The sequence below is a fragment of the Nesterenkonia sp. HG001 genome, assembly GCF_034438835.1.
GTDB classification, from domain to species: Bacteria; Actinomycetota; Actinomycetes; order Actinomycetales; family Micrococcaceae; genus Nesterenkonia; species Nesterenkonia xinjiangensis.
The window spans coordinates 144,678-170,352 of sequence record NZ_JAOSZD010000005.1; the positions used below are offsets into that span (position 1 = coordinate 144,678).

Consider the following 25,675-nt stretch of genomic DNA (forward strand, 5'->3'; position numbering starts at 1 on the left):
TCAGTCCCCTTCGGTCGCAGTCACGTCGTCGTGAAGATTGATGTTCCGGTCGTACTCGTCACCCAGGTGACCCTCGGGCAGGGTCTCGAGGTAGTCGCGGAACTCCTGCTCGGAGACGACCTCCACGGTGAACAGCATCTCAGAGTGGTACTCGCCGCAGAGCTCGGCGCACTTGCCGTCGAAGCTGCCCTCCTCCTGCGGAGTCAGGTGGATCTCGGTGGTGCGGCCCGGGATCATGTCACGCTTCTGCAGGAACGCGGGGATCCAGAACGAGTGAATCACATCACGCGAGTTCAGCTCGAACGTCACTGACTGGTCGACCGGCAGGTACAGGGTGGGGAGCTGCTCACGCACGCCCTCCTCACCGGTGAGGTGGGCCTGCGTGCCGGCGAAGTAGCGCTCGTCGCCGTCATAGCTGTAGTTGAAGTCCCAGGCCCACTGCTTGCCGCGGACGTCGACGACGAGGTCCGGGTCTGCATGGGCCTCGTCCACGGAGCGCTGCACCTGATCGGTGTAGAAGAACAGGACCCCCACCATGACCAGCGGCACGATGGTGTACATGATCTCGAGCGGGATGTTGTACGCCAGCTGGCGCGGGTATCCCGTCTCCCCCTTGCGACGCCGGTAGGCCACCATGCACCAGAGCATGAGACCCCAGGTCAGCAGGCCGACGGCCAGAGCCGCGATCCAGGAGTTGACCCACAGGTCGGTCAATTCAGCAGTGTTGCTGGTGGTCTCACGACTGCCGGGGAGCCAGCCACGCTGGACCTGCTCCGAACAGCCCGTCAGCACCAGTGCCGCCGCGCTGGCCAGCGCCATCCCCTTGACGGCGCGCTGGCCTCGGCTGCCGGTTCGTTTCTGCGAACTCACAGACGGCCCTTCCTCTTCCTCGGTGTGCGAATGCGATCGGCACGTTATGGGGCCGCCCGCAGAGCTGCTGGTCACGCGTGGACGAGCACCGCTGGACGGCCTTGGACGCTTCGACGACAAGATTACTACCAACTGTAGTAGTTCGCGCCCCGCACCCGGCGGCTATGACACGGCCACGAGCGCAGGAAGGCAGCCCCGGGGGCTGTGGCGAGGCCGCCGAGAGGGGTGAGGTGATCAGGTCAGATGCACGAAAACTCCGCTTCTACACCGCGTAGAAACGCGGCGCAGGCGGAGTTCTCGTCACGGAGTCACAGCGCCCGGGCCGGGACTCGGATCAGGTGACGGATCGTGTCATGAATATGACGAATCCGGGGACCGTCGTGAGCTCAGTGGAAGGAGTCTCCGCAGGCGCAGGATCCTCCGGCATTGGGGTTGTCGATCGTGAAGCCCTGCTTGGAGATGGAGTCCTCGAAGTCGATGGACGCGCCCTCCAGATACGGCACGCTCATCTTGTCGACGACGACCTGGACGCCGCTGAACTCACGCAGCGCGTCACCGTCGAGCAGGCGCTCGTCGAAGTAGAGCTGGTAGATCAGGCCCGAGCAACCGCCCGGCTGCACGGCCACGCGCAGCCGCAGGTCCTGGCGGCCTTCCTGCTCGAGCAGCGAGGCCACCTTGTGGGCCGCACTCTCGGTCAGTGCGACCTGGTGCGGCTTGTGCCCCTCCACAGTGCCCGTGGTCTCCTGGACGGTCTCCTGGACCGGGTCCTGTGCTGTGTCCTGCGCTGTGTCCTGGGTGGGAGTGCTCATCCGTGCACCTCTTCCGATCTCGACGGGTGTCGGGCTGGGTCGGTCTCTTGCTCTTCACCGTATCAACGCCGGAGGTGTTCCTGATCATTCCCGGTAGACTGGTGCGGTGCTAGGACGAAAGAAGAAGCAGGAAGAGGCCGAGGTCGCCCGTCGTGATGCCGAACGTGCCGAGCAGGAGGCACGCGAGGCGGAGGAAAGGCGCCCCCCGCAGCCCAAGGGCCAGCCCACGCCGAGGCGGAAGGACCAGGTCGCCGCACGCCGGCGGCCCCTGGTGCCGAATGACCGGAAGGTCGCCCGCCAGACGCAGCGTGAGCGTACTCGCCAGCTGAGGGAGAAGCAGCGCATCGCCATGGAGACCGGCGACGAGCGCTACCTGCCGGTGCGTGACCGCGGCCCCCAACGCCGTTTCGTGCGGGACTGGATCGACGCCCGCACCGGCGTGGGCGAGTGGATGCTCATCGTCGTCCTCCTGTTCCTCTTCGTCTCCCTGGCCGTCCCGGAGCAGCTGCGCATCGTGATGAGCCAGTTCCTCTGGCTGCTGGTGCTCGTCGTCCTCGTCGAGTGCTGGTGGGTCGCCAGGAGCGTGCGCCGCAAGATCGAGGAGCGCTTCGGCGAGAAGGAGAAGGGCATCCGCTTCTACGCGATCATGCGTGCCCTGCAGATCCGCCGTCTGCGGCTGCCGAAGCCCCTGGTCGGCCGCGGCGAGTTCCCCTCCTGAGCCGGTCCGGCGCCATCGCGGCCAGGCCGCGGTTGATCCGCCGGACCCAGAAGGGCCCCTGGTAGATGAAGGCGCTGTAGCCCTGGACGAGATCAGCTCCCGACCGGAGTCGTTCAGCGACGTCGGCGGCGCTCACCACTCCTCCGACGGAGATCACCACGGTCTGCTCCGGCAGGCGGGCGCGCAGCCGGCTCAGCACGGCGACCGCCCGCTCGGCGAGCACCGGGCCGCTGAGCCCGCCGGCCCCGGCGGCCTCCACCACGGAGATCGGGGTCTGCAGCCCGTCCCGCGAGATGGTCGTGTTCGTGGCGATCACTCCGTCCAGCCTGAGGTCCGCCACCAGATCGGCGACGGCGTCGACGTCGTCGTCCGCCAGGTCTGGAGCGATCTTGACCAGCAGCGGGACGTGCCGACGCGCCACTGAGTCCGCCTCCCGGGCCACCGCCTCGAGCAGCGGCCGCAGAGCCTCGATGTCCTGGAGCTGGCGCAGCCCCGGGGTGTTCGGCGAGGACACGTTGACCACCAGGTAGTCCGCCACCGGCGCGAGCCTTCGGGTGGAGATCAGGTAGTCCTCCACGGCGTCGTCCAGCGGCGTGACCTTGGTCTTCCCGATGTTCACCCCGACCACCGGCGCATGGCGACCGGCGGCTTTGAGGTCCTCGATGCGGCGACGCGTCTCGTCAAGCCGGTGCCGCACCTCCTCGGCGCCGTCGTTGTTGAAGCCCATCCGGTTGATCAGGGCACGGTCCTTCACCAGCCGGAACATCCGCGGCCGCGGACTGCCCGGCTGAGCCTGGGCCGTGACCGTGCCGATCTCCACATGCCCGAAGCCCAGCGCGGCGAGCGGCAGCACTGCGATCGCGCCCTTGTCGAAGCCGGCGGCCAGTCCGAAGGGAGAGGGCCAGCGGTGCCCCAGCACCTCACGAGCCAGCGACGGATCCGGGCGGGTCATCCGTTCCAGCACCCGGGTGATCCCCAGCGCGTGGGCGGCGCGCAGCCCCCGCACGGCCAGGTGGTGGGCGTCCTCCGGATCCATCCGGGACAGCACCCCACGGAACACGGCGGAGTAGAGGGCATCTGGGCGGGTCTCGGCGGCCGGTCCGGCGCCCGGGAGGGGATCACGTCGCATGATGCCATCCTATGCCGCCGGTGCCTCGATGGCCGCGGCGTCGACGACTCCCTACTATGGATCCATGGCGCACACCGACATCACCCCCACAGTCCCGCAGGAGGAGCTGCTCGAGGAATCCCCCGCAGGTCAGTGGGTCCCCGATGTGCTCCCCGGCTGCGTGCGACGCACGCTGCCGCTGGGCGAGGACGAGGAGGGGCCGATCAGTGCGACCCTGGTGCGCCACGACGGTGAGGACGGTTCCGTGCCGGGGCTCGACTCCGACCATGCCGCCCGCTTCGACGGGGCCCCGCGCGCCCCGGTGCTGCACCTGCACGGCTGGTCCGACTACTTCTACAACCGTCCGCTGGCCGAGGCCTTCGCGGCTCAGGGCCGCCCCTTCTACGCGCTGGACCTGCGCAGATACGGCCGGAGCCTGCGCGCCTGGCAGACCCCCGGATACATCGACGATCTCGTCGAGTATGACGCGGACCTCGAGGCTGCGCTCGCCGTGATGCGCCAGGAGCATCCCCGAGCTCCGGCACCGGTGATCCACGGGCACTCCACCGGAGGGCTGGTCGCCGCGCTGTGGGCGCACCGGCACCCAAGTGCGGCCTCAGCCCTGGTGCTGAACAGCCCGTGGCTGGAACTTCCCGGGGATGCCGCCGCCCGGACCGCGGTGGAGGGCCTTCTCGCGCCGCTGAGCCACCTCAACCCGCGCCGCCCGCTGCGGGTCCCGCGAGTGGACAACTACTGGCAGTCGCTCTCGGACCAGGCCCAGGGTGAGTGGACGCTGCATCCGCTCTGGCGGCCGCGGAAGTCCTTCCGGATGTCGGCGGGCTGGCTGCGCGCGGTCCTCGCCGGGCACCGACAGGTCCATGAGGGGCTGTCCCTGGAGATCCCCGTGCTGGTCCTGCTCTCCACGCAGACCGTCTACAGCAGACAGTGGAACGAGCAGCTCCTGGAGTCCGACACGGTGCTCGACGTCGAGCTGCTCGCCCGCCGCGCGGTGAAGCTGGGAAGCCGGGTCACTGTCGTCCGACTGCGCCGCGCGATGCACGACGTCTTCGCCTCGCCCGAGCCGGTCCGTCGGCAGGCGTTCGGAGAGGTGCTGCGTTGGCTGCGCGCCTACGGACCGGAGACCGAGGTCCCGGCAGAGTCCGCCGCCCCGGCGGAGCCGGCCGAACGGGCCGAGCGGGACACCCGGTCCACGGCGGCGCCGTAGCGCCGATCACGCTGGGCGTAGAGCTCGAGGGCATGCCACAGGGTGGTGCGGTCCACATCGGGCCAGAGCACGTCGAGGAAGACCATCTCCGCGTAGGCGGACTGCCAGAGCAGGAAGTTGGAGAGCCGCTGCTCCCCCGAACTGCGCAGGAACAGGTCGACATCGGGCAGGTCCGGCTCATCGAGGTGGGCGGCGATCGTCGACTCCCGGATGCGCGCGGGGTTCAGCTCGCCCGCGGCCGCCTTCTGCGCGATGCGCCTCACCGCGTCGGTGATCTCCGCACGCCCGCCATAGTTGACGCACATGGTGAGGGTGCAGCGGTCATTGTCGCGGGTCATCTCCTCCGCGGCCTCCAGCTCGCGGATCACCGAGTTCCACAGCTTCGGACGTCGGCCGTTCCAGCGGATCCTCACGCCCCAGTCGTGCAGCACGTCCCGCTGGCGGCGCAGCACGTCCCGGGAGTAGCTCATGATGAAGCGCACCTCTTCGGGGGAACGCTTCCAGTTCTCCGTGGAGAACCCGTAGACGGAGACATGGTCGACGCCGGCCTCGATCGCTCCGGCCATCACCTCCATCAGTGAGCCCTCGCCCGCACGGTGTCCTTCGGTGCGCGGCAGTCCACGCTGGTTGGCCCAGCGCCCGTTGCCGTCCATGACGACGGCCACGTGGCGCGGTACCAGCTCCTCGGGCAGGAGCGGCGGCCGGGCGCCGTCACGGTGGGGCCAGGGGTCGGAGTACGGGCGCCGGTGTGCGCTGCGCTGTGATGCCATGGGCTCCATTATCTCCCGAGCGAGCTGAGCCTGCGCTCGAGGTGGTGCTGGACGTAACTGGTGACCACGCCGCCGGCCTCGTGACGCGCCTGCCGGTCGGCGGATCGTGCGACCTGCCAGGAGCCCTGCTGCAGGGCGTGCAGGAGGTCCGCGGTCCCCGCCGCGATCTGGCGGGTCCCCGGAGGACGGCAGTCGTCACACACCGGACCGCCGAGCGCAGCATGGAACCCGGGCTGGGGGCCGGGCCGGCCGCACGCCACACAGGACGTCCAGGTCACCGCCCAGCCGGCGGTGCTCAGCGCACGCAGCAGATACGAGTTGAGCACCAGGTCCGGCTCATGGACACCGCGGGCCAGCGCCGAGACGGCACCGTGCAGGAGACGGAACTGAGGTCGGCTGTCCAGCCCCTCCGACTCGGTGAGCCGCTCGGCGGCCTCCGCCATGATGTTCGCGGCGGTGTACTTGTCATAGTCAGCGACGATCATGGCTCCGTAGGAGCCCTGGGAGATCGCCTGGGTGACGATGTCGAGGCTGCGGCCGTGGACGAGCTGCACATCGGCGACCATGAAGGGCTCCACGGTGGCGCCGAACTTCGAGGAGGTCCGGCGCACCCCTTTGGCCACCCCCCGGACCAGGCCGTGGGAGGCGGTCAGCATCGTGATGATGCGGTCCGCCTCACCCAGGTCCCGGGTGCGGAGGACCAGTGCGGTGTCGCGATAGCTGCGCGAGGCGAAGGTCGATCCGGCCACAGATCGAGTCTACGACTCCGTGTCGCGGATCGCCCGGTTCACTGCCGAGACGACGGCCTGGAGGGATGCCGCGGTGGTGTTGTGGTCGATGCCCACGCCCCACAGCACACGCTCGCCGATGGCGCACTCCACGAAGGCGACGGCCTGCGCGTCGCCGCCCTGGCTCATCGCGTGCTCGGTGTAGTCCAGGACTCGGACGTCGACGCCGTCGCGGGAGAGGATGTCGACCAGTCCGGCCACCGGCCCGTTGGCCTCAGCGTGGTGCTCCACCATCGATCCGTTGGTCTGCAGCTCGAGGTCCATCGAGAACGAGCCCTCCGCGGTGGACGAGGTGCGCACCTCCCCGAAGCGATAGTGGCCCCAGCGCCGGGAGTCGCCGTCCACGGGCAGGTACTCGTCCTGGAAGATCTGCCAGATCTCTTCGCCGGAGACCTCGCCGCCGCCGTCCTCGGCACGTCGCTGGATGACCTGGGAGAACTCCACCTGCGCCCGGCGCGGCAGCTCGATCCCATGCTCGGACTTCAGCAGATAGGCGACGCCGCCCTTGCCGGACTGTGAGTTCACCCGGATGACCGCCTCATAGCTGCGGCCGATGTCCTTGGGATCGATCGGCAGATACGGCACGGCCCAGGTGATGTCGGAGACCTCGCGGTCCTGCTCGGCGGCGCGTCGCTCGATGTGGTCGAAGCCCTTCTTGATGGCGTCCTGATGTGAGCCGGAGAAGGCGGTGAAGACCAGGTCGCCGCCGTAGGGAGAACGCTCCGGCACGGGCATCTGGTTGCAATGTTCCACGGTGCGTCGGATGTGGTCCATGTCCCGGAAGTCGATCTGCGGGTCCACGCCCTGGCTGAACAGGTTCATGCCCAGGGTGATGAGGTCGACATTGCCGGTGCGCTCACCGTTGCCGAAGAGGCAGCCCTCGATGCGGTCCGCGCCGGCCATGTATCCCAGCTCGGCGGCCGCGACACCGGTGCCGCGGTCGTTGTGGGGATGCAGCGAGAGGATGATCGAGTCGCGGTGGCGCAGATTGCGGTGCATCCACTCGATGGAGTCCGCATAGACGTTGGGGGTCGCCATCTCCACAGTGGCGGGCAGGTTCACGATGACCTTGTTCTCCGGGGTCGCGCCGAAGACGTCGACGACCTCGTCGGAGATGTGCGCGGCGAACTCCAGCTCCGTGCCGGTGAAGGACTCCGGGGAGTACTGGTAGACGACCTCGGTGGCGGAGCGCATCTGCTCCTCGTACTTGCGACAGAGCCGAGCACCCTGGGTGGCGATGTCGACGATGCCGTCCTTGTCCTGGCGGAAGACGACCTCCCGCTGCAGCACCGAGGTGGAGTTGTAGAGGTGCACGATCGCCCGCGGAGCCCCCTCGATGGACTCGAACGTGCGTTCGATGAGATGCTCGCGCGCCTGGGTGAGGACCTGGATGTAGACGTCCTCAGGAATACGGTCCTGGGTGATCAGCTGTCGGACGAAGTCGAAGTCCGTCTGGGAGGCCGCGGGGAACCCGACCTCGATCTCCTTGTAGCCCATGGAGACCAGCAGGTCGAACATCCGGTGCTTGCGCTCGGGGGACATCGGGTCGATCAGCGCCTGGTTGCCGTCCCGCAGGTCCACGGCGCACCAGCGCGGCGGGGACGCGATGACCTGGTCCGGCCAGGTGCGGTCAGGCAGGGAGACGGTGATCTGCTCCTGGAAGGGCAGGTACCGGTGGTAGGGCATCGGGGAGGGCTGCTGCAGAGTGCGCATCGTTCATCCTTGGATCGTGAGTGTGCGGGCATCAAGCCGAGACGCCGGTCAGCAGGACCGGGGGTGGAGACTCCGCAACGAGGTTCGGCTTGTCAGGATGCTGCGCCGTGGATGATGTGCTGCACGCGCGCCAGCTGGTCCCCGCTGCGGCGGAGAAGCTGACGTAGTCGCGGGGCGGTGGCCATGTTCTGCACATCTCTCACGCTAGCACGTCGGTCCCGACGTGCCCATGGCCGTGTCAGAGTGTTCCACACTGTGGACGACGCCCCTGGGGATGCTCTGGTCAGAAGCCCAGCCGACCCAGCTTCTTCGCATCGCGCTGCCAGTCCTTGGTGACTTTGACGTGGAGGTCCAGGTAGACCGGGGTGCCCAGCAGCTTCGAGATCCCCTCACGGGCCGCCGTGCCGATGGCGCGCAGCCGGGACCCCGCTCGGCCGATGATGATGGCCTTCTGGGAGTCACGCTCCACATGGATGCTGACGTGCACGTCGAGCAGCGGCCGACCCTCCGGACGCCCTTCACGCGGGATCATCTCGTCGACGACCACCGCGATCGAATGCGGCAGCTCGTCGCGGACGTCCTCGAGGGCCGCCTCACGCACCAGCTCGGCGACCATCACGGCCTCCGGCTCATCCGTCAGCTCACCCTCCGGATACAGCGGCGGGGACAGCGGCATCATGGACACCAGCTCGTCCGCCACCACATCGGTCTGGTCACCCGCCACCGCGGAGACCGGGATGATCGCGGAGAAGCCGTCAGCCTGCTTCCCCTCCCCCGCCAGATGCTCACGCCCGAGCTGGTCCACGGCCAGGAGCTGCTCAGCCAGAGAGTCCCGCGGCACGGTGTCGGTCTTGGTGACCAGAGCGACGACCGGCTTGTGCGGCAGCTTGGTCAGCTGCCCGGCGATGAACCGGTCTCCCGGGCCGATCTTCTGGTCGGCAGGCAGGCAGAAGCCGACGACGTCCACCTCGGAGAGCGTGTCGACGACCAGGTCGTTGAGCCGCTGCCCGAGCAGAGTGCGCGGCCGGTGCAGGCCCGGGGTGTCGACGAGCACCAGCTGCGCGTCGGACCGGTGCACGATGCCGCGGATCGTGTGCCGAGTGGTCTGCGGCTTCGAGGAGGTGATCGCCACCTTCGCGCCGACCAGTGCGTTGGTCAGCGTGGATTTCCCCGCATTGGGCCGCCCCACGAAGCTGGCGAATCCAGCGCGGAAGTTCTCGTCATGCTCTGCGAAGGTGATCTCTGCGTCCTTGCTCACCGCTGCTCCTGCCGGTCGATCTTGTGGTCCTGGTCCTGGTGCGTCGCGCGCCGCCGTCGTGGCGGGAGCTCCCGCTCCCTCTAGTGTCCCTGCCGTGCGTCGGCGCCCTCCGCGATGGTCTCGAGGCCCTCGGCCTCCCCGCCGTCCCCGGTCTGCTCGGCGAGAGCCTCCGGGGCGTCGTCCGTGCCGAGGCCCGCCCGGGCGCCGCGTCGGCCCTCCACCTCCCAGGCCAGCACATGGCTGACGCGGTTCCTGCGGCCCTCGAGCCGGTCGGCCCGCAGCACGACCCCCTCGATCTCCACCTCGGAGCCGGCGATCGGTACTCGACCCAGGGTCTTGGCCAGTAGGCCGCCCAAGGTGTCGACCTCCTCCTCGTCATCGAGGTCGAGGTCGTAGAGATCGGCGAAGTCGTCCACCGCCATCCGTGCCGAGAGCCGTCGGCGTCCGTCCGGGAGGTCCTCCACCTCCACCGCCTCGACGTCGTACTCGTCGACGATCTCACCGACGATCTCCTCGATGAGGTCCTCGAGGGTGACCAGGCCGGCGGTGCCCCCGTACTCGTCGACGACGACGGCGACGTGGGTGGACTCCCGCTGCAGCTCGGAGAGGAACTCCGAGACCGACTTGGACTCGGGGACATAGCGGACGTCCCGCTGGACCTCGTCGACGGTGATCGCCTCGGCGGCCCGCCCGCGATACTCCGCAGCGGCCTCACCGGTGCGCAGCTGATGCTCGAGATAGGCCACGTCCTTGAGGTACACCATCCCGGTGATGTCGTCGGCCGAACCACGCACCACCGGCACGCGGGAGTAGCCGGAGCGCAGGAACAGCGTCATGACCTCCGGCAGGCTCGCCCCGGTGTCCACGGTGACCATGTCGGTGCGTGGGACCATGACCGACCGCACGCGCGTGGCGGAGAGGTCGAAGACCGACTGGATCAGCTCGGCCTCGGCGTCCTCCAGGATGTCGGTCTCCGACGCTCGGGCCACGAACTCGCGGAACTCCTCGTCGTCGAAGAAGCCCTGATAGGCCTCGCCGGGGCCCGGGGCGATGCGGGCGCCGATGCCGGCCAGCATGACCGGGACCGGCCCCAGCACCAGCCGCAGGCCGCGCACCAGGCGGGCCGTGGCCGCGGAGACCACCAGGTGGTGGGCACGGCCGAGCCGCCGCGGCGACACCGTGGCCAGCCCGACCCCGCCCACCACCAGCACCGCGCCGGCGGTCAAGGCGGCCAGTGCGACATCGTCCACGGCCAGCTGCACCCCGACGGTGATCTGCACGACTGCGGCCGTGGCGAAGAGCCACCGCCACAGCTGCAGGGCCACCGTGTGGGGCACCGGCTCCTGCAGAAGCATCCGCACGGCACCGGAGCCCTGCCGCTCGGCGATGTCCTCTGCCTCCCGGCGGGAGAGCCGTATCAGCCCGGCCTCGGCGGTGGAGAGCACAGCGGCCACGGCGGCGCAGAGCAGCGCCGCGACGATCAGCAGCCCGGTGATCATGAGTCGTCGACGGTGGGGGTCGGGGCCGCGCGGCCCAGGAAGCCCTCGAGCAGGCTGGCCTGCAGCTCGAACATCGTACGACGCTCCTCGGCCTCGACGTGGTCGTGGCCCAGCAGGTGGAGCACTCCATGGACGGTCAGCAGCGCGAGCTCGTCGCTGACGTCATGCCCGGCGGCCGCGGCCTGGCGGCGGGCGACCTCGGGCGAGATGACGACGTCCCCGAGGATCCCCTCGGTCACCGCCGCCGAGGCGGTCCCCGGGCGCAGCTCGTCCATCGGGAGACTCAGCACGTCTGTGGGGCCCGGCAGGTCCATCCACTCGAGGTGGAGCTGCTCCATCCGGGCCTCGTCGACGAGGGTCACGGTGAGCTCCACCGCGGAATCCAGATGCATCCGGGCGTAGAGGAACCCGGTCAGCCGTCCCAGGGTCTCCCCGATGTCCGCGGGCACCGACGAGAATCCTGAGTCGTCGTCGACGACGACGCCGACAGGCTGGGTGAAGCCCGCCGGCGCGATGTCCTCGCTGGTCATCCGCGAGGCTCCTGGCGATGGTCGGCGGCACGCCCCGGCCCGCCCTGGGGGCGGCGCCGGCCCTGCGGCCGCCGTCCCTCCTGATGCTGCTGGAAGGACTCGTAGGCGTCGACGATGCGACCCACCAGCTGGTGGCGGACGACATCCTCGGAACCCAGCCTGGAGATCATGATGTCCTGCACGCCCTCGAGGATCTCCAGGACCGTGCGCAGGCCCGAGTCGGTGCCGCGAGGCAGATCGACCTGGGTGATGTCCCCGGTGACCACGATCTTGGAGTTGAAGCCCAGCCGGGTGAGGAACATCTTCATCTGCTCGGCGGTGGTGTTCTGCGCCTCGTCGAGGATGATGAAGGAGTCGTTGAGCGTGCGGCCCCGCATGTAGGCCAACGGAGCGACCTCGATGATCCCCGACTCCATCAGCCGCGGGATCGACTCGGCGTCGATCATGTCGTGCAGCGCGTCGTAGAGCGGCCGCAGATAGGGGTCGATCTTCTCGTTGAGGCTCCCGGGCAGGAACCCCAGCCGTTCCCCGGCCTCCACCGCCGGACGGGTGAGGATGATGCGGTTGACCTCTTTGGCCTGCAGCGCCTGGACCGCCTTGGCCATGGCGAGATAGGTCTTTCCGGTGCCGGCGGGTCCGATGCCGAAGACCACGGTCGACTCGTCGATCTGGTCCACATAGGTCTGCTGGTTGGCTGTCTTGGGCCGGATGGTCCTGCCCCGATGGGAGAGGATGTTGGTGGTGACCATCTTCGCGGAGGCGCCGGCACGATTCGCCCGCACCATCGTGGCCACCTGCTCGATCAGCTCCTCACCCACTGTGGTGCCGGAGGCCGCCAGGCTCTTCAGCTGCGAGAGGATCTCCACGATCTGCAGCACGTCCTGCTCGGGGCCCGCCACGGTGATCAGCTGGTCGCGCAGTCCGATCGAGGCTGCCGGGCTGATCCCCTGCAGGATGCGGACGGCAAGGTCCTGTGGCCCGAGGGTGCGGAACATGCTGTCCGGGTCCGCGAAGTGGACGGTGCGCTCGATGCTTCCCACCGGGGAGGCGGCGGCACCGGCCGCCACGCCGGAGGTGGAGTCGGCCGAGGTGAAAGGAGTATCAGTCATCGGTGCTCAGTCTACTGCCGTCGCGCAGGACCCGAGGCACCCGCCTCCGGGCTCCCCGGTCCGCTCCATCGCCCCAGCAGGACCTGCACACCGGCCAGTGCCGCCGGTCCTGCGGTGGAGGAGCGCAGCACGGTGCGACCGAGCCGAGCCACGCGGGCCCCGGCGCTGACCAGCCGCTCGATCTCACCGGGCGTGATTCCGCCCTCCGGCCCCACCACCAGATGGAGTTCCTCGGCATCGACGGCGTCCAGCTCTCGGAGTGCGCCGTCCAGGGAGCGCTCCTCGGTCTCATGGAGCACGACGACGGCGACGCCCTTCTGCTCGACGATCCGTCGGCAGTACTGAGCGGTCGTGTGCAGCTGCTCGACCTCCGGCACGGCGGTCCGGCGAGTCTGCTTGGCCGCGGTACGCACGATGGACACCCATTCGGCGTGCTTCTTCGCCTCCCGGCCGGCCTTCCAGCGGGCCACGGACCGCTCGGCCTCCCAGGGCACGACGGCCTCGATCCCGAGCTCGGTGGCCGATTCGACCGCCTGCAGGTCACGACGGTCCTTGGCCAGCGCCTGGACCAGCACCAGACGGGGCCGCTCGAGCGGCTCTCGGCGGACCTCAGAGACCGCCACGGTCAGCTCACCCCGCGCGGCCTCGACCACTTCGCCGGTCACGCGCAGCCGCCGGGTGTCGGAGAGCTGGATCTCCGCCCCGGGGCTCAGCCGCATCACCGTGGCGGCATGGTGCCCCTCGGCGCCGTCGAGCACGACCTGGCCGCCGACCTCGACGCCGTCGAGCTGCCCCGGCTCGAGATGGAACAGCGGAGCCGTCACAGACTGTCCCAGGCCTCACGGAGCTTGGCGAACACGCCGCGGTGCTCGGTGGTGGACTCGCCCAGCTCCTCGCCACGCTCGACGGCGAGCTCACGCAGCAGCTCGCGCTGCCGGTCGCTGAGCTTCGCCGGAGTCTCGACCTTGAGATGGATCTTGAGCGCACCGCGTCCCCCGCCGCGCAGGTGGGCCACCCCTCGGTCGCGGACGGTGAGGACCTCACCGGACTGGGTGCCCGGCTTCACCTCGATCTCCTCGACGCCGTCGAAGGTGTCGAGGCTGACGGTGGTGCCCAGTGCGGCCGCCGTCATCGGGATCGAGACCGTGGCGTGCAGATCGTTTCCGCGGCGGGTGAAGACCTCGTGAGGACGCACATCGACCTCGATGAACAGGTCGCCCTGCGGCCCGCCGGCCAGACCGGCCTCCCCCTCGCCGGCCAGGTGGATGCGGTTCCCCTTGTCCACCCCAGCGGGAATCTTGACCTTCAGGGTGCGACGCTCCCGGACACGGCCCTGGCCGTCACACTCCTGGCAGGGGTCCTCGATGATGCTGCCGAACCCGGCGCAGCGGGCGCAGGTCTCGGTCTGCAGGACGGTGCCGAGGATGGACCGCATGGGGCGCTGGACCTGACCGTGCCCTTGGCAGTCCGGGCAGGTCGTGGGGCTGGTGCCCTCCCGGGTGCAGGAGCCCTGACAGACCGAGCAGGTCACCGCCGTCTCGATCTCGACCTCCTTGGTCGTGCCGAAGACGGCGTCCTTGAGGTCCAGGCGGATCCTGATCAGCGAGTCCTGGCCACGGCGGGTGCGCGAGGCCGGCCCGGAGGCGCCCGAACCGAAGAAGGTCTCGAAGATGTCGCCGAAGCCGCCGAAGCCCTGACCACCGCCGAAACCGCCGCCGCCGAAGGGCGAGCGGCCGTTCTCATCGCCGGTGGCGTCATAGTTGCGGCGCTTGTCGGCGTCGGAGAGCACCTCATAGGCACGCCCGATGAGCTTGAACTGCTCAGCCGCATCCTCCGACGGGTTGACGTCCGGGTGCAGCCTGCGCGCCTTCTTCCGGTACGCCTTCTTGATGTCGTCGGTGGACGCTCCACGGCTCACGCCGAGCGCCTCGTAGTAGTCAGTCACTTCTCACCCTTCAGAGAGGATCCGGGACAGGTACCGTGCCATGGCTCGCACCGCTGACATGGTGGAGCCGTAGTCCATGCGTGTGGGGCCCACGACCCCGAGTTTGGCGGCGGCGCCGCCGTCGCCGATCGCGTACTCCGCCGCCACCACGGAGGTCTCGGCGAGCGAATCGTGGCTGGTCTCGTGACCGATGCGCACCGAAAGTCCGCGGCGGTCCTGCTCCATCTCGGTGAGCAGGCGCAGCAGCACCACCTGCTCCTCGAGAGCCTCGAGGATGGGGCCTATGGAGGGACCCAGATCGCGATCGGACCTGGCGAGGTTAGCAGTGCCGGCCATGATGATGCGATCCACGCGCCCGGCCTCCAGCACCGTCTCCACCGTGTGGGCGACGATCGCCATGGCGGGCTGCAGCGACGGTTCGACGGTGCCGACGAGCTGGTCCATGGGCAGCGGGAGGGCCGAGACCGAGCGGTTGTGGAGCTCCTCGACCAGCCGCTGGCCGATGCGCTGCAGGGAGTCGTCGTCCAGCGGAGCGGCCATGGTGGCCATGCGCTGCTCCACCCGGCCGGAGGAGAGGATCACCACCACCAGCACCTTGTGCGTGCCCATGGAGAGCACCTCGATGTGCCGGATCCTGGCGGTGGACTGCTGGGGGTGCTGCAGCACGGCGACCTGGTTGGTCAGCATGGCGAGCAGCCGGACGGTCTGCTCGAGCATCTCGTCATGGTCGTCCGCAGCCTCGAGCAGCGTGCCCATGGCACGGCGTTCCGCGCGGGAGAGCGGCCTCACCTCGGAGATCCGGTCCACGAAGATGCGATAGCCCTGATCGGTCGGGATGCGGCCGGCCGAGGTGTGCGGCGCAGCGATCAGACCTTCGGCCTCGAGGAAGGCCATGTCATTGCGGATGGTCGCCGGAGAGACCTCCAGGTTGTGGCGCTCCACCAGCGCCCGCGAGCCCACCGGCTCCTGGGTCTGCACGTAGTCCTCGACGATCGCACGCAGCACCTGCAGACGACGGGTGTCCGACATCGTGCGACTCTCCTCTCCCGACAACGGCTGGCACTCTCCTGCAGCAAGTGCCAATTCTAGCGCGTGTCGGTCAGATCCGACGAAGCCTGCGACGCCGCTGCTAGGCTCCCGCCCTGTGACCTCTCCTCACTTCTCCACCGACTGGTCCTCCTGGGGCCCCACTGACATGGCCTCCCGCCGTCGCGCGCAGCATCGCAGGGTCCCGCAGGTGCCTGCTGACCCCGGCACGGTGCTCGAGGAGACCGAGTCCGGCTGGGTGGGGGCCGTCGTGGGGGTGGAGGCCTCCGGGGGCATCCACCTGGTCCGACTCGAGGATCGCCATGGACGCAGCCGCGCCTTCCCGCTGGGCCACGGGTTCCTCCACGAAGGCGCCCCCGTGGAGCTCATCGCCCCGGCGCCGCGACCGACAGCCGTGCAGGCTCCCCGCCGCACCGCCTCGGGGTCGCTCGCGGTGGACGGCGCCCGCGCCCGGGTGGCTCGCGCCTCGCGCATCTGGGTGGAGGGCACCCACGACGCCGAGCTCGTCGAGAAGGTCTGGGGTGAGGACCTCCGCCTCGAGGGGATCGTCGTGGAGCCCTTGCACGGTGCCGACGATCTCGTCGGCGCTCTCCAGGGGTTCGGCCCCGCCCCGGAGCGGCGGGTCGGCGTGCTTCTGGACCACCTCGTGCCCGGATCCAAGGAGAGCCGCATCGCGGCAGAGGCCATGGCCATGCGGGGGGCCGCCGGCAACGTCATGGTCCTGGGCCACCCCTATGTGGATGTGTGGCAGGCGGTGAAGCCCCAGCTGCTCGGACTGGAGCGCTGGCCGGACATCCCCCGGCACATCGACATCAAGGTCGGCACCCTCCAGGCGCTGGGCTGGCCGCACCGGGACCGCCGAGACATCGCCACAGGGTGGAAGCGGATCCTCGGCACGGTCAGCAGCTACGCGGACCTGGAGCCGGCTCTGCTCGGACGGGTGGAGGAGCTCATCGACTTCGTCACCGTCTGAACGGGGTGTCGCCCCCGGTCAGCGTCCAGGCGCGGACGGTAGAATGTCGACCACTCCGGCGCCCACCGCGCCGCGGGTCCTTCATCCCACGAGCATCAGAGAGGGGCACCGTGCCACAGTCCGAGCCTCCACACTCGCGGCAGCCACATTCGGATGGTCCCCACCGGTCCGGGCACCGACGCCCCGCGGCCTCAGATCCCCGGGACTCCAGCCACTCCGACCGCGTCGAGGGGTCCTCTGACGCGGCGCTGCCGCTGACCCCGTCCGAGGACCGCCGCTGGGCGACGCTGTCCCACTTCGGCGGACTCATGGGCTGTGTCCCGTCGCTGATCATCTACCTGGTCTTCCGAGACCGCGGCCCGTTTACCGCCCAGGAGTCCAAGGAGGCGCTGAACTTCACCCTCCCGGTGACCGCGGTGCTGCTGGTCTGCTATGTCCTCGCGCTGATCCCCGCCGTGGGATGGATCTTCGGCCTGGTCGCCGTCTTCCTCTGGATGCTCATGACGATCTCCGGGCTGGTCGCCGGGATCGAGTGCAACAAGGGACGTCCCTACCGGTACCGGATGAACCTGCGCCTCATCCACTGAGGCGGCGGGTCACCGCGTCAGCCAGCAGGCGGCCCTTGAGCGTCAGCACCACACGGCCTCGCGGGTTCGCCGGGCTCGGCCGCAGCGGAGAATCCGCGGCGAGCCCGTCGGTCACCAGGCCGCGCAGCACCGCGTCCTCCAGCGGCACGGCCCCGGGCAGCGCCTCGTGGGCCGCTACGTCCAGACCCTCGGCGATCCGCAGGCGCAGCATCAGATGTTCCAGGGCCCGTGCGTCGTCGTCGAGCACCTCCCGCCCGTGGCCGGGCGCGATCCCTTGGGCCAGTCGCTGGGCGTATGCGGCCGGGTGCTTCACGTTCCACCAGCGCAGCCCCGCCACATGGGAGTGCGCGCCGGGGCCCGCCCCCCACCAGTCGGAGTCCAGCCAGTAATTCAGGTTGTGCTGGGAACGGCTGGCCTCGTCCCGGGAGAAGTTGGAGACCTCGTACCAGCGGAGGCCGGCGGCGCCGAGCAGCTCATCGGTGAGCAGGTACTTGTCGGCATGGTCATCGGGGTCGATGTCGGGCAGCTCGCCGCGGCGCACCTTCGCCGCCATCGCGGTGCCCTCCTCGACGATCAGGGAATAGGCGGAGATGTGCTCCGGTTCGAGCGCCACGGCCGTCTCGAGACTGGTGCGCCACTCGGCCAGGCTCTCCCCCGGCGTGCCGTAGATCAGGTCCAGACTGACCTGCAGCCCCACCTGCCGGGCGGCGTCGACGGCCCGTGACACGTTGGCCGGGTCATGAGTGCGGTCCAGCGTGCGCAGCACCGTCGGGACGGCGGACTGCATGCCCAGACTCACTCGGGTGAATCCGCCATCCGCCAGCACCTCCGCCGCAGCCGGATCGAGGGTGTCCGGGTTGGCCTCGGTCGTGACCTCGGCGTCGGGGGCCAGGCCGAAGAGCTCGCGGGCACGCCTCAGAATGCGCGAGAGCTCCGTGGCCGGGAGCAGCGTCGGAGTGCCGCCACCGAAGAAGACGGTGGTCAGCGGGCGCGCCGGCGCCCCGGAACGCTCGAGCACGTCCGCGGCCAGCTCCAGCTCGCGGATCAGCGTGTCCGGGTAGGACTCGCGGGACGCCCCGGGGCCGAGGTCCTCAGCGGTGTAGGTGTTGAAGTCGCAGTACCCGCAGCGCACGGAGCAGAACGGGATGTGGACGTAGAGCCCCAGAGGTCTGGAGGCCCGGCCCGGCAGCGCGGCGAGCACCTGCTCGGGCAGCGCGCCGTCGACCGGGACGGGTTCTCCCAGCGGCAGCGTGGCGGGCACGGGCTACTTCTTGCCCTTCTCGCCCGAGTCCTCGTCGGAGGACAGGGCGGAGATGAAGGCCTCCTGAGGCACCTCCACGGTGCCGACCATCTTCATGCGCTTCTTGCCCTCCTTCTGCTTCTCGAGCAGCTTGCGCTTGCGGCTGATGTCGCCGCCGTAGCACTTGGAGAGCACGTCCTTGCGGATGGCGCGGATGTTCTCGCGGGCGATGATGCGCGAACCGATCGCCGCCTGGATGGGCACCTCGAACTGCTGCCGCGGGATCAGATCCTTCAGCCGCGAGGCCATCTTGACCCCGTAGGCATAGGCGTGATCGCGGTGGGTGATCGCGGAGAACGCGTCGACCTTGTCTCCCTGCAGCAGGATCTCGACCTTGACGAGATCGGAGGCCTGATCGCCTTCGCTCTGCCAGTTCAACGACGCATAGCCTCGAGTGCGGGACTTCAGCTGGTCGAAGAAGTCGAAGACGATCTCCGCCAGCGGCAGCCGGTAGCGCAGCTCGACCCGGTCCTCGGACAGGTAGTCCATGCCCTCCATGGAGCCGCGACGCGCCTGGCACAGCTCCATGACCGCTCCGATGAACTCGCTGGGCACGATGACCGTGGCGTCGACCACCGGCTCTCGGATCTCGGCCGTCTTGCCGTCCGGGAACTCACTGGGGTTGGTGACCACATGGGTCGAGCCGTCCTCAGCGGTGACATGATAGATGACGTTGGGCGCGGTGGAGATCAGATCGAGGTTGTACTCGCTCTCGAGACGCTGGCGGGTGATCTCCAGATGCAGCAGGCCCAGGAAGCCCACCCGGAACCCGAAGCCCAGCGCCGCCGAGGTCTCCGGCTCGAAGCTGAGGGCGGCGTCGTTGAGCTGGAGCTTCTCCAGCGCCTCGCGCAGCACCGGGAAGTCTGAGCCGTCGATCGGGAACAGCCCCGAGAAGACCATCGGCCGAGGCTCGTCATAACCGCCGATGATCTCCTCGGCGGGCTTCCGCTGCGAGGTGACGGTGTCGCCGACCTTCGACTGGCGGACGTCTTTCACCCCGGTGATGAGATATCCGACCTCGCCGACGCCGAGGCCCTTGGTGGGCTCCGGCTCCGGAGAGGACACGCCGATCTCGAGGAGCTCGTGAGTGGCACCGGTGGACATCATCTTGATGCGCTCCCGGTGTCCCAGGCTGCCGTCGACCACGCGGACGAAGGTCACCACCCCGCGGTAGGTGTCGTAGACCGAGTCGAAGATCATCGCCCGGGCGGGAGCATCCGGGTCGCCCTCGGGCGCCGGGATCTCCTCCACGATGCGGTCCAGCAGCTCCTCCACGCCTTCGCCGGTCTTGCCGGAGACGCGCAGGACGTCCTCGGGATCCCCACCGATGAGATGGGCGAGCTCCTCGGCGTACTTGTCCGGCATCGCCGCCGGCAGATCGATCTTGTTGAGCACGGGGATGATCGTCAGCTCGTGCTCCATGGCCAGGTACAGGTTGGCCAGCGTCTGGGCCTCGATGCCCTGAGCGGCGTCGACCAGCAGCAGCGCACCCTCACAGGCGGCCAGCGAGCGGGAGACCTCGTAGGAGAAGTCCACGTGCCCCGGAGTGTCGATCATGTGGAAGGCGTAGGTGCTGCCCTCGTGCTCCCAGGGCATGCGCACCGCTTGGGACTTGATCGTGATGCCACGCTCACGCTCGATGTCCATCCGGTCCAGGTACTGCGCCTTCATCTCCCGGGCCTGGACGGCTCCGGTCAGCTGCAGCATGCGGTCCGCCAACGTGGACTTGCCGTGGTCGATGTGCGCGATGATGCAGAAGTTGCGGATCACGCCAGGATCGGTCGCGGCGGGCACCTGAGGAGTGCGGGCCTTCGGAGACACGGTGCGGATGGTCCTTCCCTCGGAGACGCGATGTGCGGCTGACGCTCCATTCTTCCATGAAACTCCGCGGGGGACGCGCCCGGGATCCTCCGGACACGGGTCGTCCCCTCCGGCGGGAGAGTTCCACGCCGACACGACGCGGGCCCCGTCGCAGCAAGTGCGACGGGGCCCGCGGTCGAGGGCTCCACGTATGCGGAGCCTACGAGGATCAGAGGGCGTTGACCTTGGCTGCCAGCCCCGACTTGCGGTTGGCCGCCTGGTTCTTGTGGATGACTCCCTTGGTGGCGGCCTTGTCCAGCTTCCGACCGGCCTCGCGGTTCGCCGCCACTGCGGCGTCCTTGTCACCGGCCTGGACCGCCTTGCGGACCTTCTTCACCGCGGTCTTCAGCTCGGACTTCACGGCCTGATTGCGCAGGCGAGCCTTCTCGTTGGTGAGGATGCGCTTCTTCTGAGACTTGATGTTTGCCACGTGTTGTCTTTCTGTCTGGGTTCACTGTGTGGTGAGGGCTGCATCCCTGCTTGGGCGGCAGAAGACAGACTGAGGGGCGTGGGGTGCCATGGCGATCGCGTGACGTCATCAGGCAGAGGGACCTGACGCCGCGCGGAGAGCTCTCTGCCGCAGGGAGTGCCGGCCACGAGGGCCGTGGACACTGCCTATAGATGGTAGCAGAGAACTGGGCCGCGGTCCCGTCGGGACGCGGCGCGCCGGTGGGCCGCCACCGTGGCAGCACTCCAGGACGCTGCTGGTCAGGGGCCTGTCAGCGGCCCACCGAGCCTGCGATGATGCCGATCGCCCGCTCCACGGCGTACTCAGGGGTCCGTGAGGCGCCCTTCGCCTCGGCATCTGCCCGAGCCACCGCCTCCACCGCCGCGGCCGCGCGGTGCGACTGCCAGCGGCGGGCCGTCTCGGCCGCCTGCCGCAGCTGCCACGGCGGCACCCCCAGGCTGGATGCCAGCCGGTCGGTGCTGCCCCGGTGGTCCACCAGCGCTGCGATCTGCCGCCCCTTGCGGGCCAGCGCGGCGGTCACTGCGATCGGCGAGACACCGGTGGAGACCGCGTGTCGGTACAGCCGGGTGGCGGCGTCACGGCGTCCCTCGAATGCGGCGTCGGCCACCTTGAAGGCCGTGGCCTCCACCCTCCCCCCGTGGTAGCGATCGACATCGTCCTCGGTGATCTGACCGGCGACGTCACGGATCAGCTGCTGACAGGCGCCTCCCAGGTCGGACAACGACGAGCCGGCGGCCGCGACCAGCGCGCGGGCGGCGTCGGACTGGATCTCCCGGCCCGCGGCACGGAACTCCCGGCGTAGGAAGTCCATCTTGTCGGCGTCGGACTTCGCCGCAGCACAGTCGACGACGACGGCACGGCCGGCAAGCGCATCGATCAGCTTCTTGCCGCGGTTCCCCCCGGAGTGCCGCATCACCAGCGTGACGTCCTCGGCGACCTCGTCCAGATAGGCCAGCGCGTCGGCCAGGAAGGTGTCGTTCATCTGGGCGAGGTCTTCGGCGAGGATCATCCGGGCCTCCCCGAAGAGCGACGGCGAGGCCAGGGTCGCGAGCTCCCCGGAGGCGGCCACGCTGACGTCGAATCGGGTGTACTCCAGATCCGGGTGCTGAGCGCGCAGCTGAGACTTGATGCGATCCAGGGCGCGGGAGGCCAGGTAGTCCTCGGGGCCTCGCAGCAGCATCAGCGCCGCCGGCTCCACGGTCCGGAAGTCCTCCCCGGCGCTCGGGGCCGCGCCTCTGCGCCCGCGCTGCCCTGAACCACGTTGTGCCGCTGCCATGGAGACAATCCTAGAGGGTGGCGATGACACGTGCACCACGCCGGGCCGTCCTCAGGCGGGCAGGACCAGCTCGCCGTGGAAGTGCCGCCTGCCCTTGCGGGCGTCCCAGCCGGTGAAGCTCCAGACCGCTCCTTCGGCGGCCTCGTCGCGCCCCGCGTGGAAGGCCACGGTGCCGGGCAGCCGCATGGGCGCCTCGAAGCTGATGCGCCAACGATGCCCCGCCTGTTCGGGCTCACGACCCTCCAGCATCCTCCCGGCGGCGTACATGCCATGGACGATGGCCCTCGGCATGCCCAGTGCCCGCGCGCTGATCCCGCTCACGTGGATGGGGTTCCAGTCTCCCGAGACCGCGGCGTAGCGTCGGCCGGCGTCGGCGCCCAGGCGCCACTGTGCGGTCTTCAACGGAGGTGTGAACTCCTCCCGACCTGAACGGCTCTCCGTCTGGGACGCGTCCGGCCGCCCTGCGAGATGCACCCCGCGGCTCAGGTAAGTCGAGGTGCCGCGCCAGAGCACGTCCGACTCGGTCGGCTCCTCCACCTCGGCATCCTCGGACAGCACCTCGACCACGGCGTCGAACACCGTGCCGCGGCGGTGAGGCCGCAGCCCCTCGGCCCAGGCCCGGATCTGCACAGGGGTCTCCGCCGTCACGGGACGACGATGCTCCACCACGTTGCTCAGATGCACCATGCCCATCAGCGGCAGCGGAAAGTCCTCCCTGCCGAGCAGGCCCATCTGGACGGGGAAGCCCATGATGTGGACGAGGACCGAGGGCAGCCCGCTGCGGTGGCGACCGTCGAAGACCTCACCGCCGACGAGTCGCCGGTAGTCCTCCACCTGGGCGGACGTCGTTCCGGGGTGCCGCGCGACGACGGCGTCCGCGGGCAGCAGGCTCTGCTCGCCTGCGCCGGACCGACCGCCCACTGCGGAACGTGCGGCCTCCCAGCCGGCGCGCAGGTACACCTGCGGCAGCGCCTGCAGCTCGATCCTTCGGATCTCCTCGGGGCTCATGTGCTGCTCCTCCCTGCGCGCCGGTCACTCTCCGGGCTCCTGCGCGACTCCGACGCGGTGCGCAGCTCCGGTGTCCGGCACGTCCTCATCCGCTCACGCACCGATCAGATTCTGTCCGCAGACGCGCAGGGTCAGCCCGCTGGTGCCGCCCGCCGCCGGAGAGGCCAGGTAGGCCACCGCCTCCGCGACGTCCACCGGCCGGCCGCCCTGGTTCAGTGAGTTCAGCCTGCGGGCCACCTCGCGGGTGGCGAAGGGCATGCGGGCGGTCATCTCCGTCTCGATGAAGCCGGGGGCGACGGCGTTGATCGTCCCGTGGCGGGCCTCGAGCTGCGCTGACGTCGCGGCGACCATCCCGATGACGCCAGCCTTGGATGCCGCATAGTTGGTCTGCCCGCGGTTTCCGGCGATCCCGGAGGTCGAGGCCAGCGAGACGATGCGCGGCCCGCTGGAGCTCTCGGGACGGTTGAACAGCTCATCGGCCAGCAGTGCGCGGTTCATCCGCAGCTGAGCCTCGATGTTCACTGCGATCACCGAGTCCCAGCGCCCGGCGTCCATATTGCCCAGCAGCTTGTCCCGGGTGATGCCGGCGTTGTGGACGACGATGTCGAGGCGTCCGTGGTGCTGGCGGGCGTGGCTGAGGATCCGTTCTCCGGCATCCTCGGCGGTGATGTCCAGCTGCAGCGCCGTGCCGGCCACCCGGTTCGCGGTGGCCGCCAGCTGCTCTCCGGCGGCGGGCACGTCCACCGCGATGATTCGGGCGCCGTCGCGGTGCAGGACCTCCGCGATGGAGGCACCGATCCCGCGCGCAGCGCCGGTGACCACGGCGACCTGTCCCTGCAGGGGACGGTCCCAGTCCTGGGGAAGCGTCCCGTTGACGGAGTCCACGGTGAGCAGCTGCCCCGAGACGAAGGCCGAGCGACCGGAGAGCAGGAAGCGCAGTCCCCCGGCCACGGAGGGGGCGGCCACGTCCAGGTCCTCGGCCAGGATCAGGCCGTTGGCCGTGGCGCCGGCGCGCATCTCGTGGGCCACGGAGCGGGTCAGCCCCTCCACGCCCTTGCGGGCGGCCCGCACCGCGGGGTCCACCGCCGTCTCGGGCCGGCGGTACAGGGTGATGACGCGGCCGGAGGGGCCGACCTGCTTCAGCACCCGACCCAGGCCCAGCACGGTCTCGCTGAGGTCGGCCGGAGTGGTGACGGCGTCGAAGCAGGCGATGACCGCCGAGACGCGCTCCCGGGGCTCCACGTGGCGACGGACGTCGAGGTCCCAGCCGAGCAGCAGCGCGGCGATCTCGTCCGAGGCCGAGCTGGTGCCGACCACCACGACCGGGCCCCGGACTACGGCCTCGCCGGGCCGATGACGGCGCAGACGCGCCGGCTGAGGCAGGCCGAGAGCCTTGGTCAGGCGCTTGCCGACCGAGGTGTTGACGAATTCGGTGTAGGTGTCACGGGACATCGGGATGCTCACCGCCCTTCCAGGATCGCGGTGACGCCCTGGCCGCCGGCCGCGCAGACCGAGATGAATCCCAGCTTGCCGGGCTTGCCGTGGAGCATCTTCGCCAGCGTGGCCACGATCCGCCCGCCGGTCGCGGCGAAGGGGTGCCCGGCCGCCAGGGAGGAGCCGTGGAGGTTCAGCCGGCTGCGGTCGACACGGCCCAGAGGAGCGTCCAGGCCGAGCTTCTCCCGGCAGAAGTCCTCATCCTCCCACGCGGCGATCTGCGCCAGCACGGTGGAGGCGAAGGCCTCGTGGATCTCGAAGTACTCGAAGTCCTCCAAGGTGAGACCGTTGCGGGTGAGCATCCTCGCGGCCGCGTAGGCCGGCGCCATGAGCAGCCCTTCGGCGCCGTCGACGAAGTCCACCGCCGCCTGCTCGTAGTCCACGAACGTGGCGAGCTTGGGCAGGTCGTGGGCGTCGGCGTACTCCTCGGAGCCCAGCAGCACCGCGGAGGCGCCGTCGGTCAGCGCGGTGGAGTTGGCGGCCGTCATGGTGGCCTCCTCCCCCAGGTCCCGGCCGAACGCGGGAGCCAGCCGCCCGAGCTTCTCCAGGCTGGAGTCGGGCCGCAGATTGGTGTCGCGCTGCACGCCCTGGAACGGGGTCACCAGGTCGTCGAAGAAGCCGTCGTCGTAGGCGGCGGCGAGGTTCTGGTGGCTGGCCAGGGCGAGCTCGTCCTGCTCCTGACGGCCGATCCCCCAGGCATGGGCGGTGACGGCCATGTGTTCGCCCATGGACATTCCGGTGCGCGGCTCGTTGACGCCGGGGGCCTGCGGTGCGAGGTGGCCCGGCCGGATCTTCGTCAGCGCCTTGAGACGCTGACCGGGCGTCTTGGCCCGGTTGACCTCCATGAGGATGCCGCGCAGCTCGTCGGTGACCACGATCGGCGCATCCGAGATGGAATCGACACCGGCACCGACGGCGGATTCGATGCGGCCCAGCCGGATCTTGTCCGACAGCGAGCCGATGGCCTCCATGCCGGTGGCGCAGGCCATCTGCACGTCGGTGGCGGGGGTCGCAGGATCCAGCGGGGTGCCGAGCAGGGACTCACGCACCAGGTTGAAGTTCTTCGAGTGCTTCATCACCGCTCCCCCGGCGACCGAGCCCAGACGCTGGCCCTGCAGCCCGAACCGTGCCACCAGGCCGTTGAGCGCCGAGGTGAGCATGTCCTGGTTCGAGGCAGAAGCGTAGGCGCCGTGGGCGCGGGCGAAGGGGATGCGGTTGCCGCCGATGATGACGGCCTCACGCGTCCGGTCAGGGCGAGTCGGGTCAGGGGTGGTCACGAGGTGTTCTCCTCCAGTCGGGGCACCAGGACTTGGCGTTAT

24 protein-coding genes are annotated in these 25,675 nt (G+C 69.6%); 4 read left to right on the forward strand and 20 right to left on the reverse strand.

Annotated elements, in window-relative coordinates; translation table 11 throughout:
- Both coxB and ODE13_RS10260 read right to left on the reverse strand, forming a co-directional pair.
- Window positions 1-870, reverse strand: coding sequence for a cytochrome c oxidase subunit II (coxB, locus tag ODE13_RS10255; protein ID WP_179542667.1), 870 nt, complete (start codon window positions 868-870; stop codon window positions 1-3).
- A 386-nt stretch (window positions 871-1,256) separates the two neighbouring features.
- Window positions 1,257-1,679, reverse strand: a complete 423-nt coding sequence (locus ODE13_RS10260; protein ID WP_322479188.1) for an iron-sulfur cluster assembly accessory protein — start codon at window positions 1,677-1,679, stop codon at window positions 1,257-1,259.
- Window positions 1,680-1,785: 106 nt separating this feature from the next.
- On the opposite strand from ODE13_RS10260, the gene ODE13_RS10265 reads away from it, so the two are divergent.
- Window positions 1,786-2,397 carry a DUF3043 domain-containing protein gene (locus tag ODE13_RS10265; protein ID WP_322479189.1) on the forward strand — a complete coding sequence of 204 codons (612 nt, stop codon included), beginning with the start codon at window positions 1,786-1,788 and terminating at the stop codon, window positions 2,395-2,397.
- On the opposite strand, the gene ODE13_RS10270 is transcribed toward ODE13_RS10265, so the two are convergent.
- Window positions 2,324-3,526: a quinone-dependent dihydroorotate dehydrogenase gene (locus ODE13_RS10270; protein WP_322479190.1), complete on the reverse strand. Its 1,203-nt coding sequence runs from the start codon at window positions 3,524-3,526 to the stop codon at window positions 2,324-2,326. The genes ODE13_RS10265 and ODE13_RS10270 overlap by 74 nt on opposite strands.
- Window positions 3,527-3,590: 64 nt before the next feature.
- On the opposite strand from ODE13_RS10270, the gene ODE13_RS10275 reads away from it, so the two are divergent.
- The gene (locus ODE13_RS10275) at window positions 3,591-4,730 is read left to right on the forward strand and encodes an alpha/beta hydrolase (protein ID WP_322479191.1); all 1,140 of its coding nucleotides are present in this window, start codon (window positions 3,591-3,593) and stop codon (window positions 4,728-4,730) included.
- Here the strand turns inward: ODE13_RS10275 and ODE13_RS10280 are convergent.
- From ODE13_RS10280 to hrcA, 10 genes are all read right to left on the reverse strand, one after another.
- Window positions 4,634-5,509, reverse strand: a complete 876-nt coding sequence (locus ODE13_RS10280) for an isoprenyl transferase (RefSeq protein WP_179542663.1) — start codon at window positions 5,507-5,509, stop codon at window positions 4,634-4,636. The genes ODE13_RS10275 and ODE13_RS10280 overlap by 97 nt on opposite strands.
- Window positions 5,509-6,249, reverse strand: coding sequence for a DNA repair protein RecO (recO, locus tag ODE13_RS10285; RefSeq protein ID WP_322479192.1), 741 nt, complete (start codon window positions 6,247-6,249; stop codon window positions 5,509-5,511). Before recO ends, ODE13_RS10280 begins: the two co-directional genes overlap by 1 nt.
- Window positions 6,250-6,258: 9 nt before the next feature.
- Window positions 6,259-8,001, reverse strand: coding sequence for a 2-isopropylmalate synthase (leuA, locus tag ODE13_RS10290; RefSeq protein ID WP_322479193.1), 1,743 nt, complete (start codon window positions 7,999-8,001; stop codon window positions 6,259-6,261).
- A 283-nt stretch (window positions 8,002-8,284) separates the two neighbouring features.
- Window positions 8,285-9,259 (reverse strand): GTPase Era, encoded by a 975-nt coding sequence (gene era / locus ODE13_RS10295; protein ID WP_322479194.1) that lies wholly within the window; start codon window positions 9,257-9,259, stop codon window positions 8,285-8,287.
- Between the two features lie 80 nt (window positions 9,260-9,339).
- Window positions 9,340-10,758, reverse strand: a complete 1,419-nt coding sequence (locus tag ODE13_RS10300; protein ID WP_322479195.1) for a hemolysin family protein — start codon at window positions 10,756-10,758, stop codon at window positions 9,340-9,342.
- Window positions 10,755-11,288, reverse strand: a complete 534-nt coding sequence (ybeY, locus tag ODE13_RS10305; RefSeq protein ID WP_322479196.1) for an rRNA maturation RNase YbeY — start codon at window positions 11,286-11,288, stop codon at window positions 10,755-10,757. The genes ODE13_RS10300 and ybeY overlap by 4 nt, the downstream gene beginning before the upstream one ends.
- Window positions 11,285-12,397, reverse strand: a complete 1,113-nt coding sequence (locus ODE13_RS10310; RefSeq protein WP_179542657.1) for a PhoH family protein — start codon at window positions 12,395-12,397, stop codon at window positions 11,285-11,287. Before ODE13_RS10310 ends, ybeY begins: the two co-directional genes overlap by 4 nt.
- Before the next feature lie 11 nt (window positions 12,398-12,408).
- Window positions 12,409-13,221, reverse strand: coding sequence for a 16S rRNA (uracil(1498)-N(3))-methyltransferase (locus tag ODE13_RS10315; protein WP_322479197.1), 813 nt, complete (start codon window positions 13,219-13,221; stop codon window positions 12,409-12,411).
- Window positions 13,218-14,342, reverse strand: coding sequence for a molecular chaperone DnaJ (gene dnaJ / locus ODE13_RS10320; RefSeq protein WP_179542655.1), 1,125 nt, complete (start codon window positions 14,340-14,342; stop codon window positions 13,218-13,220). The genes ODE13_RS10315 and dnaJ overlap by 4 nt, the downstream gene beginning before the upstream one ends.
- A 3-nt stretch (window positions 14,343-14,345) precedes the next feature.
- The gene (hrcA, locus tag ODE13_RS10325) at window positions 14,346-15,371 is read right to left on the reverse strand and encodes a heat-inducible transcriptional repressor HrcA (RefSeq protein WP_322479198.1); all 1,026 of its coding nucleotides are present in this window, start codon (window positions 15,369-15,371) and stop codon (window positions 14,346-14,348) included.
- A gap of 166 nt (window positions 15,372-15,537) precedes the next feature.
- On the opposite strand from hrcA, the gene ODE13_RS10330 reads away from it, so the two are divergent.
- Both ODE13_RS10330 and ODE13_RS10335 read left to right on the forward strand, forming a co-directional pair.
- On the forward strand, window positions 15,538-16,362 hold the full coding sequence (locus tag ODE13_RS10330) for a DUF3097 family protein (protein ID WP_322479334.1): 825 nt from the start codon (window positions 15,538-15,540) through the stop codon (window positions 16,360-16,362).
- 110 nt (window positions 16,363-16,472) lie between these two features.
- A complete protein-coding gene (locus ODE13_RS10335; protein ID WP_322479199.1) occupies window positions 16,473-16,949 on the forward strand; it encodes a DUF4870 domain-containing protein in 477 nt (158 codons plus the stop codon).
- Here ODE13_RS10335 and hemW read toward each other — a convergent pair.
- From hemW to ODE13_RS10370, 7 genes are all read right to left on the reverse strand, one after another.
- A complete protein-coding gene (hemW, locus tag ODE13_RS10340) occupies window positions 16,939-18,210 on the reverse strand; it encodes a radical SAM family heme chaperone HemW (RefSeq protein ID WP_322479200.1) in 1,272 nt (423 codons plus the stop codon). The two genes, ODE13_RS10335 and hemW, sit on opposite strands and share 11 nt — an antisense overlap.
- 3 nt (window positions 18,211-18,213) lie before the next feature.
- Complete coding sequence (gene lepA / locus ODE13_RS10345) at window positions 18,214-20,070, reverse strand: translation elongation factor 4 (protein WP_322479201.1); 1,857 nt, start codon at window positions 20,068-20,070, stop codon at window positions 18,214-18,216.
- Window positions 20,071-20,278: 208 nt separating this feature from the next.
- The gene (gene rpsT, locus ODE13_RS10350) at window positions 20,279-20,539 is read right to left on the reverse strand and encodes a 30S ribosomal protein S20 (protein WP_179542650.1); all 261 of its coding nucleotides are present in this window, start codon (window positions 20,537-20,539) and stop codon (window positions 20,279-20,281) included.
- A 289-nt stretch (window positions 20,540-20,828) separates the two neighbouring features.
- Entirely contained in the window at window positions 20,829-21,854 is a 1,026-nt protein-coding gene (gene holA / locus ODE13_RS10355) for a DNA polymerase III subunit delta (RefSeq protein ID WP_322479202.1), read from the reverse strand.
- Between the two features lie 51 nt (window positions 21,855-21,905).
- Entirely contained in the window at window positions 21,906-22,862 is a 957-nt protein-coding gene (locus tag ODE13_RS10360) for a MaoC family dehydratase (RefSeq protein ID WP_322479203.1), read from the reverse strand.
- Between the two features lie 93 nt (window positions 22,863-22,955).
- On the reverse strand, window positions 22,956-24,314 hold the full coding sequence (locus tag ODE13_RS10365) for a 3-oxoacyl-ACP reductase (RefSeq protein ID WP_322479335.1): 1,359 nt from the start codon (window positions 24,312-24,314) through the stop codon (window positions 22,956-22,958).
- A gap of 8 nt (window positions 24,315-24,322) precedes the next feature.
- Entirely contained in the window at window positions 24,323-25,633 is a 1,311-nt protein-coding gene (locus ODE13_RS10370; RefSeq protein WP_322479204.1) for an acetyl-CoA C-acetyltransferase, read from the reverse strand.
- Between the last annotated feature and the right edge of the window lie 42 nt (window positions 25,634-25,675).

Bases quoted from the DNA above. Each gene is read 5' to 3' on its own strand.
- ODE13_RS10260 (WP_322479188.1), bottom strand. From the start codon at position 1,679: ATGAGCACTCCCACCCAGGACACAGCGCAGGACACAGCACAGGACCCG.
- ODE13_RS10270 (WP_322479190.1), bottom strand. From the start codon at position 3,526: ATGCGACGTGATCCCCTCCCGGGCGCCGGACCGGCCGCCGAGACCCGC.
- ODE13_RS10275 (WP_322479191.1), top strand. From the start codon at position 3,591: ATGGCGCACACCGACATCACCCCCACAGTCCCGCAGGAGGAGCTGCTC.
- ODE13_RS10280 (WP_179542663.1), bottom strand. From the start codon at position 5,509: ATGGAGCCCATGGCATCACAGCGCAGCGCACACCGGCGCCCGTACTCC.
- leuA (WP_322479193.1), bottom strand. From the start codon at position 8,001: ATGCGCACTCTGCAGCAGCCCTCCCCGATGCCCTACCACCGGTACCTG.
- ODE13_RS10300 (WP_322479195.1), bottom strand. From the start codon at position 10,758: ATGATCACCGGGCTGCTGATCGTCGCGGCGCTGCTCTGCGCCGCCGTG.
- ybeY (WP_322479196.1), bottom strand. From the start codon at position 11,288: ATGACCAGCGAGGACATCGCGCCGGCGGGCTTCACCCAGCCTGTCGGC.
- ODE13_RS10310 (WP_179542657.1), bottom strand. From the start codon at position 12,397: ATGACTGATACTCCTTTCACCTCGGCCGACTCCACCTCCGGCGTGGCG.
- hrcA (WP_322479198.1), bottom strand. From the start codon at position 15,371: ATGTCGGACACCCGTCGTCTGCAGGTGCTGCGTGCGATCGTCGAGGAC.
- ODE13_RS10330 (WP_322479334.1), top strand. From the start codon at position 15,538: ATGGCCTCCCGCCGTCGCGCGCAGCATCGCAGGGTCCCGCAGGTGCCT.
- holA (WP_322479202.1), bottom strand. From the start codon at position 21,854: ATGGCAGCGGCACAACGTGGTTCAGGGCAGCGCGGGCGCAGAGGCGCG.
- ODE13_RS10360 (WP_322479203.1), bottom strand. From the start codon at position 22,862: ATGAGCCCCGAGGAGATCCGAAGGATCGAGCTGCAGGCGCTGCCGCAG.
- ODE13_RS10365 (WP_322479335.1), bottom strand. From the start codon at position 24,314: ATGTCCCGTGACACCTACACCGAATTCGTCAACACCTCGGTCGGCAAG.